The organism is Pseudomonas sp. HD6422 (assembly GCF_025377065.1).
Classification (GTDB): Bacteria; Pseudomonadota; Gammaproteobacteria; order Pseudomonadales; family Pseudomonadaceae; genus Aquipseudomonas; species Aquipseudomonas putida_U.
Genome location: NZ_JAHWIW010000063.1, coordinates 1 through 14,702 on the forward strand (window position 1 = coordinate 1; position 14,702 = coordinate 14,702).

Here is a 14,702-nt window from a genome sequence, read left to right on the forward strand (position 1 = left end):
AGGAACATTCTCGCGGTCGGGCATGGCCGTCTACCTGTAGGAATTCCCGTCCTTTAGGGCGGGGAGGATGTCAAGGCGCTCGACGCACAGCTCCAGGTATTGCGCCAGATGCACCATGCATGCCTTGAACAGGCGGTTCTCCGGCAGGTCGACGGACTGGGAGCGCCGAACGTCGTGCAGATAGGGGTTGCCTGCCAGCTTTCCCTCAGTGTGCGTCCCGGGCGATTGCTCAGCTTGATGAAGCTGTTGGCCTCGAATTCGAGTACCGCACGGGCGGGCATTAAAGCGTGTTCCCGGCGAGGAGCCTCGTTGAGGCAGTGGACAAGCCGATCCGCCGCCGCGCTGAATGTCCGGTGATGCGCCACAGGCGGTCGCGGTACGGGGACTGTATTGGCTGGGCTAAAAAAGGCTTCGCTCTACGCCCATTTTGAAAGCAAAGAAGCTCTCTACATCACTGCACTGGAGATAGCTCTGGACGCAGAAATTAGCTATGTGCGTGCCCATTTTGGTAATGGAGAAGGAGTGTGCGCCGTACCAGGCGGAGGGTACTGGTCACAACTCCGCGATCGATACACACAAAATGACTCACTGCGATTTCTATTGAGGGCAGCGTTCTACCCGCCTCATGCGCTCCGACAAACGGTTATGTCGGGCTACGACGACTATTTGAGAGTGCTCCGAGGCTGCTTCACGAAAGTCTGCGTGGCTGAGCGTCAGCATCTTTCAGTTGAGTTCGAACACTGGCTGGTGGAGGCCTACATGGCGGTGATCGACAGTCTGACTGTCGAGCTGATTTATGGAAACGATGATGGTTACCGGCGACGGATAGAAGCTTTCAGTGGTCTGTATGTATGGGCGAGCCAAGCTGCGACGGACAAGAATCGATGACCAACGTTCTAACCGGATATCTGATTGCGGGGGCTTGATCCTCTTGTGTCGCGAACTGTTTCAGCTGGATGCGGAGGCGGTTATGTACCACGGTATGAGTGTGGAAATAGCGATGAATAAAACAATAATTAGTGTGGCCGCCGCAGCGGTTATTATAGGCAGTATCATTCCGCCGGCTGACGCGTCGGGATTTATCGAGGAAAGCAAGTCGTCACTCGATATGCGCAACTTTAACTTCCGTCGTGACTTTCCTGATACCGACAACGCCAATCAAAATGAATGGGCACAAAGCTTCATCTTACGCATGGAGTCCGGCTTTACCGAGGGGCCGGTTGGCTTTGGGGTGGATGTGCTGGGCATGGTGGTGCTTAACCTTGACTCAAACGCAACTGCCGCTCGCAATGGCCATGCAGTGCGGCCGAGCACAGGCCTGTCGCTGGTCGACAAGGAAACCGGGGAAGCCGAGGACGAATACTCCAAACTAGGTTTGACGGCCAAGGCTCGTGTGTCGAAGAGCGTGCTGAAGATGGGCACCCTGTTGCCCAGATACCCTGTGCTCGGTTACAGCGACAGTCGCATGGTGCCTCAGACGTTTCGCGGCAGCGCATTGACCTTTCAGGAAGTCGACCATCTGACCGTCGATGCGCTGCGTATTACCCAAGTCAAAAATCGTAACTCCAGCGACTTGAAGACATGCAACTCTCAAGCGGTGCCCGTCGCGGAGTAAACGCGTCCACCAGTTCGGTAAAATCGGATGGGTTCAATGTATTAGGGGGCAGTTACGCGTGGGGCGATACCCTTAGCACTACTTATCATTACGCCGCGTTGGATGATGTCTATCACCAGCATTTTTTGACGTTGAAGCATTCCTTTCCCATCGGCGATAAACAGTCGCTGAAGTCAGATATTCGCTTCGCCCGCTCCAATAACGACGGCCAAAGTAACGTCGATAACCAGGCATTCAATGCCATGTTCACTTACAGCCTGGGTACTCACGCGTTCGGCCTGGGCTACCAGAAAATGAGCGGCGACACCGGTTATGCGTTCATCAACGGTACTGATCCATTCTTGGTCAACTATGTGCAGTACAACGACTTCGCCAATAAAGATGAAAAATCATGGCAGGCTCGTTACGACTATGACTTCGCTGGCCTCGGTATTCCCGGACTCACGTTGACCGCACGTTATCTGTCCGGTGATAACTTTTCCAAAGCGGCTGACTATTCTGACAATGACGGTAAAGAATGGGAGCGCGACATCATATTCGCTTACGTCATCCAGCAAGGCCCTTTGAAAATCGTTGGATTGAAATGGACCAATAGCATGGTTCGCAACAACTACGGTAGCGGTGTTGGCAGCAGCTACCGCAACATCAACGAAAATCGCCTGATAGCCACTTATTCATTGAAAATTTGGTAATAGACAGAAATTCCGCAGCGTCATAGCCCTGCCAAATTTTTATTTTCATAATGGGAGCGTTCAATGATTAATAAGATATCGTTAAGTATGGCGGCGGCAGTTGCCGCTATAGAAGATGGATCAGTGATTGCCATCGGCGGCTTTGGTGGTGCGGGTCAGCCTGAAGAACTTATAGAAGCCCTTATCGATCAGGGTGCCAAAGACCTTACAATTGTCAGCAATAATGCTGGCAATGGCGAAACGGGTCTGGCTGCTCTACTCAAAGCTGGTCGAGTTCGAAAAATACTGTGTTCATTCCCCCGTATGAGCCATTCACATGTATTTGAGTCACTTTATCGAGCCGGCAAGATCGAGCTGGAGTTGGTGCCTCAGGGCAACCTGGCGGAAAGATTACGCGCTGCTGGCTGTGGTATTGGCGGATTCTACACCCCCACAGGTTACGGCACCTTGCTTGCAGAAGGTAAGGAAACCAAGCAGATAGACGGAAAGAACTATGTATTTGAGTTACCCATTCACGTCGATTACGCCTTGATAAATGCAGAAGCCGGTGATCGCTGGGGAAACTTGGTCTACCGCAAAACCGCCCGCAATTTTGGCCCGGTCATGGCAATGGCTTCGAAGCATATCATTGCTTCGGTCGCGCGAATTTATGAACTCGGGGAACTGGATCCAGAGGTCGTCGTGACGCCTGGCATTTTTGTTAAAACCCTTGTTCTTAGATAGTATTTCTTTGTGGAGATTAATAAATTGAAAGAAAATATCAGAGTTGAAATTGCGCGTCGGGTGGCGCGGGATATCCCCGAAGGCGCTTATGTGAACCTTGGTATAGGCTTACCAACGCTGGTGGCGAATCATTTGCCAAGAGATAAGGAAATTTTTCTACACAGCGAAAATGGAGTATTGGGACGTTGGCAGGCGGCTCCCGTGGGTGAGGAAGATTGGGACATGATCAATGCCGGAAAGGAAGCAATACAAATAGACCCGGGGAGTGTGTTTTTTCATCACGCGGATTCATTTGCCATGATGAGGGGCGGGCATATAGATATTTGCGTCTTGGGAGCGTTTCAAGTCTCGCAATCCGGAGACTTGGCAAACTGGCACACGGGTAAAGCTGATGCCATACCCGGTGTGGGCGGCGCGATGGACTTAGCCATCGGTGCAAAGAAAGTTTTCGTGATGATGGAGCATCTGGATAAAACCGGTGTGAGCAAGCTTGTCCGAGAGTGCACCTATCCCCTGACGGGCCTGCGTTGTGTCAGCCGAGTTTATACAGAACTGGCAACGTTCGAATTGGCAGATGGACAGGTAAAAGTTGTCGAGCTTGCTGATGATGTCAGCGCGGAATACTTACAAGAAGTCACCGCGTTGGGGCTTGATTTTTCAGCGGTGCAAAGCCGGTAGGTTACCCTGGGGAAGAGCGGCTTGGATACCGGCGCCTGGCCGATTTTAAGGTCCATGGTGTTATAGAACAGCGTGACCATCACTGATTTTCTTGTGTCAACTTTATTGAATGGAACCTGCCATGAAAGTCCTTGTAGCCATCAAGCGCGTGGTCGATTACAACGTGAAAGTTCGCGTCAAGGCGGACCATTCCAGCGTCGACCTCGCCAACGTCAAGATGTCGATGAACCCGTTCTGCGAAATCGCAGTGGAAGAAGCCGTACGCCTGAAAGAAAAAGGTGTTGCGACTGAAATCGTCGTCGTCTCCCTCGGCCCGTCCACCGCTCAAGAGCAACTGCGCACCGCGCTGGCGCTGGGCGCCGACCGCGCCATCCTCGTCGAATCCGCTGAAGATCTGACTTCGCTGGCCGTTGCCAAGCTGCTCAAAGCTGTTGTCGACAAGGAACAGCCTCTGCTGGTAATCCTTGGCAAACAAGCCATCGACAGCGACAACAACCAGACTGGTCAGATGCTCGCGGCATTGAGCGGCTACGGTCAGGGCACGTTCGCCTCCAAAGTCGAAATCAGCGGCGACAGCGTTGCCGTGACCCGCGAAGTCGACGGCGGCGCGCAGACGGTTTCCCTGAAACTGCCGGCCATCGTCACCACCGACTTGCGTTTGAACGAGCCGCGTTACGCGTCCCTGCCAAACATCATGAAAGCCAAGAAGAAGCCTCTCGAAGTGCTGACTCCGGACGCTTTGGGCGTTTCCACCGCCTCCACCAACCAGACCGTGAAAGTCGAAGCGCCGGCTGCACGCAGCGCGGGTATCAAGGTCAAGTCGGTGGCTGAACTGGTCGAGAAACTGAAAAACGAAGCGAAGGTAATCTGATCATGACTATCTTGGTAATCGCTGAACACGACAACAAAGCGGTGGCTCCGGCCACTCTGAACACCGTGGCCGCTGCTGCCAAAATCGGCGGTGACGTGCACGTACTGGTTGCAGGTCAGGGCGTTGGCGCCGTGGCTGAAGCCGCGGTGAAAATCGCTGGCGTGGCAAAAGTGCTGGTGGCCGATAACGCTGCCTACGCTCACCAGTTGCCGGAAAACGTAGCGCCGCTAGTTGCCGAACTCGGCGCTGGCTACAGCCACATCCTGGCGGCTGCCATCCAATGGCAAAAACATCCTGCCGCGGGTTGCCGCTCAGCTGGACGTTGACCAGATCTCCGAGATCATCACGGTCGAAAACGCTGACACCTTCAAGCGCCCGATCTACGCCGGTAACGCCATCGCTACCGTTCAGTCGAACGCTGCGGTCAAAGTGATCACTGTGCGTGCTACCGGTTTCGACCCGGTGGCTGCTGAGGGTGGTTCGGCATCGCTTGAAACCGTGGCGGCGGCCCACGACGCTGGCACTTCCAGCTTCGTTGGCGAAGAGCTAGCTAAATCTGATCGTCCGGAACTGACCGCTGCCAAGATCGTCGTTTCCGGCGGCCGCGGCATGCAGAACGGCGACAACTTCAAACACCTGTACGCCCTGGTCGACAAGCTGGGCGCTGCTGTCGGTGCTTCGCGGGCCGCGGTCGATGCAGGTTTCGTCCCCAACGACATGCAGGTCGGTCAGACCGGCAAAATCGTTGCTCCACAGCTGTACATCGCGGTCGGTATCTCCGGCGCGATCCAGCACCTGGCCGGTATGAAAGACTCCAAAGTGATCGTGGCGATCAACAAGGACGAAGAAGCGCCAATCTTCCAGGTGGCGGATTATGGCCTGGTGGCGGACCTGTTCGAAGCCATTCCGGAACTGGTTTTGACTGCTTGATTCTGATTGACCTGCTGTAGCGGCGCACCTGTTCAAATCCCGCTGCAGCTTTCAATTTCTTTAGGGAAACTCTGAAAAAGCCCACTTTTTGGAAAATCATCGGTCTGGAGGCCGCGTATTTCCTGGGGTTAATTTTTGAAGATAGGGCTTTTTCAGACCATCCTTAGCGTGAGTGTATGCGGGGGAATCTTTATTCAGCAGTCAGACTGCTTTTGGCCTGTTTTTTGCCGTTGCTGCGGTGTTTTGCGAGCAGGTTCATCCGCAAGAGAATATCCACGCTGAGATGGATGATGGGAGACAAGTGAGGCTGGAGGGCTGCCTATCCGTGACTAGTGTCTTAAGCGGTTAATTCAATAACTTATTTTTTATCGCTCCCAGCTTTGCTTTGTTCACAGAGCTAATGATGGATTCAGCCGTCTTGTTCCACTTGAAGGGCTTCGCCGAAAGTTCATTGTGGGCCTCGATAAATTGACGAATAGCCGCTTTCAGTTCGGCCACGCTGGTGAAAACACCCCGATACAGTGCTCGCCTTTCCAGCTGCGCGAACCAGCCTTCCACGGCGTTCAGCCACGAAGCACTGGTCGGCGTGAAGTGCAGTTTGAAACGCGGGTGCTTCTCCAGCCATTGTTTGATGGCCGGTGTTTTGTGCGTCGAGCTGTTGTCCAGAATCACATGCAGGTCAAGCTCTGCGGGCGTCGCGCGGTCTATCTGTCGCAGGAAGGCCAGAAACTCTTTGGCCCGATGGCGTTGGGTTATCCGCCCGATAACCTGGCCGGTCAGGATGTCAAAAGCGGCATACAGACTGGCGGTGCCATGGCGTTTGTAATCATGGGTGCGTCGCTCGATCTGGCCAGGGCGTAGCGGCAACATCGGTTGTGTGCGATCCAGTGCCTGGATCTGGGTTTTCTAATCAACCGACAGCACGATGGCGTTATCCGGCGGGTTCAGATAAAGCCCGACGACATCGACGACCTTATCGGCAAAATGCGGATCGTTGCTGATCTTGAACGTTTTCAAACGATGGGGTTTAAGGTCGGAAGCGGCCCAGACTTGTCGCACTTGCCAAGCCGTAACGGCGGCATATTTGGCCATCAAGCGCACACTCCAATGCGTCGCCTCACGAGGCACGCGCTGGGTGGTCAGGGTAAGAATCTCCTTCATTTTTTGAGTGCTGAGCTTGCGAGGCTGGCCACTTCGAGGCAGGTCGTTCAAGCCCTCAAGACCCGCCTCCAGATAGCGCTTTCGCCATTTGAACACCACCGGCGCTGAGACCTGGAGCTGATGGCTGACGTCTTTGGGCGTTAATCCATCCGCCAATAACAGCAGAATTCTGGCCCGCTGCCCGAGACGTTGTGCCAGCGAGCCCATCCGCGACCAGCCTTGTAGTGTGGTTTGGTCAGACGGCGTTAAAACGAATGGGGCGGCGGGTTTGGCCATGCGCACTACTGCTCAGTGAGATCGAAGTCTGGTCAGTATATCGACATGTTTTTCGATAATCGAACTAACCGCTCAGGACACTAGGGATGGTCTGAAAAAGACTTCCCGAATCTGGTGAAATACGCCGATCCCGTTGCCCGAGTTTCCCGATGAAGCAAATGACCTTCGCCGACGCCGAGTACGCCGGCAAGCGCAAGCAGACCCGCAAAGAGTTGTTCCTGATCGAGATGGATCAGGTGGTGCCGTGGAAGGGTTTGATTGCCCTGATCGAGCCGCACTACCCCAAGGGTGAAGGTGGTCGTCCGGCGTATCAGCTGATGGCGATGCTGCGCGTACATTTGATGCAGAACTGGTTCGGCTACAGCGATCCGGCGATGGAGGAGGCGCTGTACGAGACCACAATCTTGCGCCAGTTTGCCGGGCTGAACCTAGAGCGTATTCTCGACGAAACCACCATCCTCAATTTCCGTCGCCTGCTGGAGAAGCACGAGTTGGCGGCCGGGATTCTGGCGGTGATCAATGGTTACCTGGGCGATCGGGGCCTGTCGCTGCGCCAGGGCACCATCGTCGATGCCACGCTGATCCATGCGCCGAGTTCGACCAAGAACAAGGACGGTAAGCGTGACCCGCAAATGCACCAGACCAAGAAGGGCAATCAGTATTACTTCGGCATGAAGGCTCACATCGGCGCGGATGCCGAGTCAGGTCTGGTGCACAGCGTGGTGGGGACGGCAGCCAACGTTGCTGACGTTACCCAGGTCGACAAACTGCTGCATGGAAAGGAAAACAGGGTCGGCGCCGACGCGGGTTACACCGGCGTAGAGAAACGCCCGGAACATGAAGGCCGGGAGGTGATCTGGCAGATTGCGGCCCGCCGCAGTACGTACAAGAAGCTGAGTAAGCGCAGTGCGCTGTACAAAGCCAAGCGCAAGATCGAGAAATCCAAGGCCCAGGTGCGCGCCAAAGTCGAGCACCCGTTCCGGGTGATCAAGCGCCAATTCGGCTACGTGAAGACACGCTTGCGTGGCCTGGCGAAGAACACCGCGCAGTTGGTGACACTGTTCGCGCTGTCGAACCTGTGGATGGCGCGCCGACATTTGCTGACGAATGCAGGAGAGGTGCGTCTGTAATGCGGGAAATGGCCGGCGCGAGGTGCTCGCGCCGGCTATAAATCCGGAAAGAGGGGATGATTTGATCGTTTTTTAGCCGAATTACCGTTTTGAAATCGGCAAGGGCTGGAGTCAGCCAGAAATACCTGACTACTTCAGACCATCCCTAATCCACGATGTCGAGCGCTATTTCTTTCGCGAGGGAAGCGAAACTGCACAACGCTGCGGAAGGGACTTCGTCCTTCCAGACTAGGTAAAGCTCGCTACTCACATGCCGCTCAGACAACGGTCGATAGGCGACGTTGTTCAGCTGAGTTCCTTGAACGGATGCGGGAACGATGGTGACACCGAAACCACAGCTAACCAGGCCCAGCGATGCGTAAATCTGACCCATTTCGTATTCAGGCGAAGGGCTAAACCCTGCCAGCGCACAGAGATCATTGATGGTGTCGTGATAATCAGGGGCAACGTTTCGCTTGTAGTTGATCACCCGAAGCCCCTCACAATCCTTGATCGAGATGCTTTTCTGCTTCGCCAATGGGTGATCTGCTGCGATCGCTACGTAAAAGGGCTCCTGCATCACCAGCTTTTTCTGATAGCCCGTATGCTCAGGTACCTGGCGCACGAAGGAAATGTCGATGTCCCCTCTGTCGAGCGCCGCCAGTTGCTCAGCTGACGTGAACCACCGAAGCTCAACAGCTACGGAGGGATGTCGTGACTTGTACTCGCGTAGCAAAGGCGGAAGCAGCGTATAAGCTATGTGCTCGAAAAACCCGACCGCGATATGACCGATCTCGCCCCGTGCAGCTCGCTGGGAATCGATCACCGCAGCATCCGTCGCCGCAAGAATTTTACGGGCGCGATCAGCAAACACCTCACCCGCAGGCGATAGGTAGACACGCCTTGCCCGCCGCTCGAACAGGGAGAGGCCAATCTCCTCTTCAAGCTCTCTGATCTGTCGGCTCAGTGGCGGCTGAGCCATATGAAGTTCTTCTGCTGCCCTAGTGAAGTTTAGGTGCTTCGCGACAGTCAAAAAATATCGCAAATGACGAAGCTCCATCACGGTACCTCCTAGGTATTGGTAGGCGACTTTTTTAATCTTTTACTTCCAATCGCCTTGGGTTTAGTGTGAACCATCATACCAAAAACAGGAAAAATAGGCTATGAAACTGACCGAGACTCAGCTGGCTGAATATAAAACCAATGGCTTTGTTGTTCTTCCGTCGCTGTTTAGCGAAGAAGAAGTCAAAAAGATGAAGAGTGAACTTCGCAGAATCCAAACCATTGATACCGACCATCTTGTTCGCGAGAAAAACGGCGGCATCGCCAAGACTATTTACAAAGTTCACGACCCTGAGAGCCCTACTATTTCTCCAGCTTTCCAAGCTGCGGTGAAGTGTGGACGACTGCTGGAACCAGCGCAGCAACTCATCGAAGATCCCAATCTTTACGTTTATCACACCAAGTGCAACCTGAAGACGGCCATTGATGGCTCCGTGTGGCAATGGCACCAGGATTTTGGCACATGGCACATTGACGGTGTCGCCGAACCACAGATGACCACCGCTCTCATCATGCTCGATGAGCCTTCAGAAATGGGTGGGTGCCTCTACTTCATCCCTGGCAGCCACAAGCTTGGCTCGCTGGATCCAGCATTCGACGAGGCCACAGGCTATCGCTTCTACGTCGTACCTAAGCCGACCATGCTGGATATCCTGGCATCCCACAAAGAGGCAGTCCCAATTATTGGGAAGCCTGGTACGGTGGTGTTCTTTGATGCAAATATCGTTCATGCATCCGGCCACAACCTGTCCGGCGTGGACCGCTGGCAAGCATATGTCGTCTACAACGCGAGCCAAAACAAGCCCAAAGACGTTGAAAACCCACGACCAGATTACGTTCGCGCGAGAAACTTCACCCCTCTCGAAGTCGGCACTGACGATATTCTGAATAGCTAATCCGCCTCACCGCTTGTGCCTGACATGATTCACCCTGAAGAAAACCTCAGGCACAACGCCTCGTTGTAATGCCCACCGGATGGGCCATTAAACCTGATTACCTTGATACCTCATGCCAAGGAAGGCTGCCCATTAAGGGCACCTTTTGGAACGCCTTGTGCGCAATATTTCTCATGTCCAAATCAAGAACAAAGGAACTGACATGATTACTAAAACAAAAAGATTATCGCGAATCCAAACCACAGCAATCTCTCTACTGCTGATAGCCGGTGTCGTTAACTACTTAGACAGGAGTACCCTGTCCATCGCAAACCACTCAGTCTCTCAGGATCTGGGACTGTCGGCCTCCGAGATGGGCCTTCTGTTGTCCGCTTTCTCATTTGCATATGCATTCTCACAGCTGCCGGTTGGGATTCTGCTGGACAAGCTGGGAGCCAGGGTAATGCTTGGCCTCGGCATGTTCGTGTGGTCCACAGCCCAGTTCTGTGGCGGTCTGGTGACCAACCTCACCCAGTTTGTAATCGCGCGGATCGCGCTCGGTGTCGGAGAGGCCCCCAACTTTCCAGCCGGCATGAAGGTCGTCAGCGAGTGGTTTGGCACCCACGAAAGAGGTCGACCTACTGGTATCTTCATCGCATCCACCACAATTGGACCGGCCCTGGCGCCACCAATATTGACCGCCCTACTCATCACCTTCGGGTGGCGTGAAATGTTCATGATCATGGGCGCTTTTGGCATCGCGGTGTCCATCGGCTGGTACATCATTTACCGGGACAGGAAAAGTGTTGATCTGACCCATGAGGAGCTGGAGTACCTGGACGATAAGCGGCCTGGCATGATCGGCGAGCAGAAGCTGACCATGGCAGAGTGGCGGCGTTTGTTTTTGTCCAGCACAACCTGGGGAATGATCGTCGGCAATGCCGGCATCATCTACATGCTCTGGCTTTACCTGACCTGGCTCCCTGCTTACCTGGAACGCGAACGACACCTTTCTCTTGCAGATACTGGCTGGCTTGTATCGATCCCCTACTTGGTCGGCACGCTCGGAATGGTGCTGAGCGGCTTCATCGCTGACGCCCTACTGGCGCGTGGCGCTTCGCCCATCAATAGCCGCAAATGGCCTATCTGCATTGGGCTCTTGGGAGGTGCAGCCTTCACAGTGCCAGCCGCCTTCACGCCTAACTTGGTCCTGGCAATGACATACCTTTCCTTGGCCATGTTCTTCGTTCAGATGGCTTGCGGCGCCAGCTGGGCGCTGGTCACTGTTATTGTCCCTCGCCATCAGTCTGCCTCCCTGGCGAGCATTCAGAACTTCGGCGGCTACTTTGGAGGGTCGTTTGCCCCGTTCATCACAGGGGTTGTGGTGGACCGTACGCATTCGTTTGTGACGGCATTTCTCATCAGCGCAGGCATCGCATTGATCGCGGCGGCGGTATATGCCCTGGTAGTCAGAAAGCGAGTCGACTCTTCCGACAATGAGCGAACTCCCGAGGTCAGCACAACTACGCCCCAAAACTCATAGGTAAAGACCGAATCCTAGCGAGCCCCTCAGCCAAGCTCGACGGGGCTTGGCTACGGATGGCCCTCAACTGCGCAATACCCCAATTGCTGGGCAATGTACTGATTGGCTTAGGCCGCGAGTCGTTATGCCTATCAGGGCTCAGTGGGACTAAGGATGGTCTGAAAAAGACTTCCCGAATCTGGTGAAATACGCCGATCCCGTTGCCCGAGTTTCCCGATGAAGCAAATGACCTTCGCCGACGCCGAGTACGCCGGCAAGCGCAAGCAGACCCGCAAAGAGTTGTTCCTGATCGAGATGGATCAGGTGGTGCCGTGGAAGGGTTTGATTGCCCTGATCGAGCCGCACTACCCCAAGGGTGAAGGTGGTCGTCCGGCGTATCAGCTGATGGCGATGCTGCGCGTACATTTGATGCAGAACTGGTTCGGCTACAGCGATCCGGCGATGGAGGAGGCGCTGTACGAGACCACAATCTTGCGCCAGTTTGCCGGGCTGAACCTAGAGCGTATTCTCGACGAAACCACCATCCTCAATTTCCGTCGCCTGCTGGAGAAGCACGAGTTGGCGGCCGGGATTCTGGCGGTGATCAATGGTTACCTGGGCGATCGGGGCCTGTCGCTGCGCCAGGGCACCATCGTCGATGCCACGCTGATCCATGCGCCGAGTTCGACCAAGAACAAGGACGGTAAGCGTGACCCGCAAATGCACCAGACCAAGAAGGGCAATCAGTATTACTTCGGCATGAAGGCTCACATCGGCGCGGATGCCGAGTCAGGTCTGGTGCACAGCGTGGTGGGGACGGCAGCCAACGTTGCTGACGTTACCCAGGTCGACAAACTGCTGCATGGAAAGGAAAACAGGGTCGGCGCCGACGCGGGTTACACCGGCGTAGAGAAACGCCCGGAACATGAAGGCCGGGAGGTGATCTGGCAGATTGCGGCCCGCCGCAGTACGTACAAGAAGCTGAGTAAGCGCAGTGCGCTGTACAAAGCCAAGCGCAAGATCGAGAAATCCAAGGCCCAGGTGCGCGCCAAAGTCGAGCACCCGTTCCGGGTGATCAAGCGCCAATTCGGCTACGTGAAGACACGCTTGCGTGGCCTGGCGAAGAACACCGCGCAGTTGGTGACACTGTTCGCGCTGTCGAACCTGTGGATGGCGCGCCGACATTTGCTGACGAATGCAGGAGAGGTGCGTCTGTAATGCGGGAAATGGCCGGCGCGAGGTGCTCGCGCCGGCTATAAATCCGGAAAGAGGGGATGATTTGATCGTTTTTTAGCCGAATTACCGTTTTGAAATCGGCAAGGGCTGGAGTCAGCCAGAAATACCTGACTACTTCAGACCATCCCTAAAGCTTGCGTGGATCTGATAATCCTTGGCTGGCTCTAGGATAAGGGTAGACCTGGTTTTGCAATGATAAGGACTGGATGAAGGAAAAAAGTCGTTTTAATGATTCTGCGAGTCAGTTTTAAACTGTCTTGATTGCCGTGTATTTTTAGGCGGATTCACCGCGAATCACATGCCATGATACCGCAAGGGTCTAGGCACTCAGCTAACAATTTAAAAGGTGATTTATGATTAATGAGACGTACCCAGATACTCAACTTTTCATCAATGGAGAGTGGCGTGATGCTGAAGGTCGATCAACTATTGATGTTGTTAGCCCCGCAACCGGTTTGAGAATTGGTACCGTTGCCCATGCGTCTGAAGGTGACCTTGTACAAGCTGTTAATGCGGCACAGGCTGGATTCGATGTCTGGCGTAATGTACCTGCATACGAGCGATCTGCCATCATGCGCAAAGCCGCTTCCATCATTCGGGAGCGGGCCGAAACGATCGCCCGGTACATGACTCAAGAGCAGGGCAAACCATTGCTGGAGTCGCGTATCGAAGTCAACTCTGCGGCAGATATCATTGAGTGGTTTGCCGAGGAAGGTCGTCGCGTTTATGGTCGTGTAGTTCCTCCTCGCAATATCAACGCTAGCCAAATTGTCGTAAAGGAGCCAGTTGGCCCGGTAGCAGCCTTTACGCCATGGAATTTCCCGGTTAACCAGGTGGTTCGTAAGCTCTGTGCTGCATTGGCAACAGGTTGCTCTTTCGTGGTGAAGGCTCCTGAAGAGACCCCGCGTTCACCAGCCGAACTGATTCGTGCATTTGCCGACGCAGGTGTACCAAAGGGAGTTATCGGTCTGGTGTACGGTAACCCCGACCAGATCTCCAAATACCTTATCGCGCACCCAGTGATCCGCAAAATCACCTTCACCGGTTCCACTGCGATCGGTAAACAGTTGGCTGCCCTGGCTGGCCTGCACATGAAGCGGGCGACGATGGAGCTGGGTGGACACGCACCAGTGATCATCGCCGAGGATGCCGATTTGGAGTTAGCTATCCAGGTGGCAAGCGCCTCTAAATTCCGGAACGCCGGTCAGGTGTGCATCTCCCCGACACGATTCTTGGTGCATAACAGCATCAAAGATGCCTTTGTGAAAGGCATGGTCGCATACGCTGAAGGCCTCAAAATCGGTAATGGCCTCGAAGATGGAGTTAACTATGGGCCTCTAGCGAATGCTCGTCGAGTAGAGGCAATCGCAGGTTTGGTTGAAGACGCACGTAAATCGGGCGCGACGGTAGCGACTGGTGGTGAGCGAATCGGCTCGACAGGCAACTTCTTCGCCCCAACTGTTCTAGCAGATGTTCCGTTGGATGCTGAAGTGCTTTCTCAAGAACCGTTTGGTCCGATCGCAGCTGTACGTGGATTCGATCATATTGAGGAAGCGATAGCTGAGGCCAACCGTCTCCCATTCGGCCTGGGCGGTTATGCTTTCACGCGTTCATATCGCAACGTTCACCTTCTTACCCAAACTCTCCAAGTGGGCATGCTCTGGATCAACCAGCCTTCGACTCCGGTTCCTGAAATGCCGTTTGGCGGTGTTAAAGACTCGGGCTACGGCTCGGAAGGTGGCCCAGAGGCTCTTGAGCCGTACCTGGTCACCAAGTCGGTCACCGTAATGACCGCCTGAGACCTCACGTCTTCCTAAGGCGGCGTGTGTTGGGGGCTCGATTGTGAGCCTCCAATGCAGTCCAGGCTTGTATCTCTCTGAATCGCCCCTGGTTTCCTAGACACTCTCCAAGCTCAGGAAATAGCGTTTCTCATACTCTATTGGAGACAGCTG

The 14,702-nt window shown here is 54.5% G+C and carries 10 protein-coding genes and 3 pseudogenes; 11 read left to right on the forward strand and 2 right to left on the reverse strand.

Translation table 11 applies throughout. The annotated features are described in order from the left end of the window. The first annotated feature begins 390 nt into the window (after positions 1 to 390). From KY379_RS26615 to KY379_RS26640, 6 genes and pseudogenes are all read left to right on the forward strand, one after another. Positions 391 to 888 carry a TetR/AcrR family transcriptional regulator gene (locus KY379_RS26615; RefSeq protein WP_261238909.1) on the forward strand — a complete coding sequence of 166 codons (498 nt, stop codon included), beginning with the start codon at positions 391 to 393 and terminating at the stop codon, positions 886 to 888. A gap of 112 nt (positions 889 to 1,000) precedes the next feature. Continuing rightward, positions 1,001 to 2,307, forward strand: a pseudogene (locus KY379_RS26620) (OprD family porin). Between the two features lie 63 nt (positions 2,308 to 2,370). Beyond that, on the forward strand, positions 2,371 to 3,030 hold the full coding sequence (locus KY379_RS26625) for a 3-oxoacid CoA-transferase subunit A (protein ID WP_261238911.1): 660 nt from the start codon (positions 2,371 to 2,373) through the stop codon (positions 3,028 to 3,030). 15 nt (positions 3,031 to 3,045) lie between these two features. Beyond that, the gene (locus KY379_RS26630; RefSeq protein WP_261238927.1) at positions 3,046 to 3,708 is read left to right on the forward strand and encodes a 3-oxoacid CoA-transferase subunit B; all 663 of its coding nucleotides are present in this window, start codon (positions 3,046 to 3,048) and stop codon (positions 3,706 to 3,708) included. 121 nt (positions 3,709 to 3,829) lie between these two features. Then, the gene (locus KY379_RS26635; RefSeq protein WP_086976056.1) at positions 3,830 to 4,579 is read left to right on the forward strand and encodes an electron transfer flavoprotein subunit beta/FixA family protein; all 750 of its coding nucleotides are present in this window, start codon (positions 3,830 to 3,832) and stop codon (positions 4,577 to 4,579) included. 2 nt (positions 4,580 to 4,581) lie between these two features. Then, a pseudogene (locus KY379_RS26640) lies at positions 4,582 to 5,509 on the forward strand (electron transfer flavoprotein subunit alpha/FixB family protein). A gap of 345 nt (positions 5,510 to 5,854) precedes the next feature. Here KY379_RS26640 and KY379_RS26645 read toward each other — a convergent pair. Then, a pseudogene (locus KY379_RS26645) lies at positions 5,855 to 6,946 on the reverse strand (IS630 family transposase). Between the two features lie 149 nt (positions 6,947 to 7,095). On the opposite strand from KY379_RS26645, the gene KY379_RS26650 reads away from it, so the two are divergent. Beyond that, positions 7,096 to 8,076, forward strand: a complete 981-nt coding sequence (locus KY379_RS26650) for an IS5-like element ISPst5 family transposase (RefSeq protein WP_225786235.1) — start codon at positions 7,096 to 7,098, stop codon at positions 8,074 to 8,076. Between the two features lie 145 nt (positions 8,077 to 8,221). Here the strand turns inward: KY379_RS26650 and KY379_RS26655 are convergent, their stop codons facing one another. Further along, entirely contained in the window at positions 8,222 to 9,115 is an 894-nt protein-coding gene (locus KY379_RS26655; protein WP_197885608.1) for a LysR family transcriptional regulator, read from the reverse strand. A gap of 103 nt (positions 9,116 to 9,218) precedes the next feature. Here KY379_RS26655 and KY379_RS26660 point away from each other — a divergent pair, with 103 nt between their 5' ends. From KY379_RS26660 to KY379_RS26675, 4 genes are all read left to right on the forward strand, one after another. Continuing rightward, positions 9,219 to 10,013, forward strand: a complete 795-nt coding sequence (locus KY379_RS26660) for a phytanoyl-CoA dioxygenase family protein (protein WP_261238916.1) — start codon at positions 9,219 to 9,221, stop codon at positions 10,011 to 10,013. A gap of 202 nt (positions 10,014 to 10,215) precedes the next feature. Beyond that, the gene (locus KY379_RS26665; protein ID WP_060546732.1) at positions 10,216 to 11,535 is read left to right on the forward strand and encodes an MFS transporter; all 1,320 of its coding nucleotides are present in this window, start codon (positions 10,216 to 10,218) and stop codon (positions 11,533 to 11,535) included. A gap of 216 nt (positions 11,536 to 11,751) precedes the next feature. Beyond that, positions 11,752 to 12,732, forward strand: coding sequence for an IS5-like element ISPst5 family transposase (locus tag KY379_RS26670; protein WP_225786235.1), 981 nt, complete (start codon positions 11,752 to 11,754; stop codon positions 12,730 to 12,732). A 371-nt stretch (positions 12,733 to 13,103) separates the two neighbouring features. After that, positions 13,104 to 14,549, forward strand: coding sequence for an NAD-dependent succinate-semialdehyde dehydrogenase (locus KY379_RS26675; protein WP_023662275.1), 1,446 nt, complete (start codon positions 13,104 to 13,106; stop codon positions 14,547 to 14,549). Positions 14,550 to 14,702: the final 153 nt, after the last annotated feature.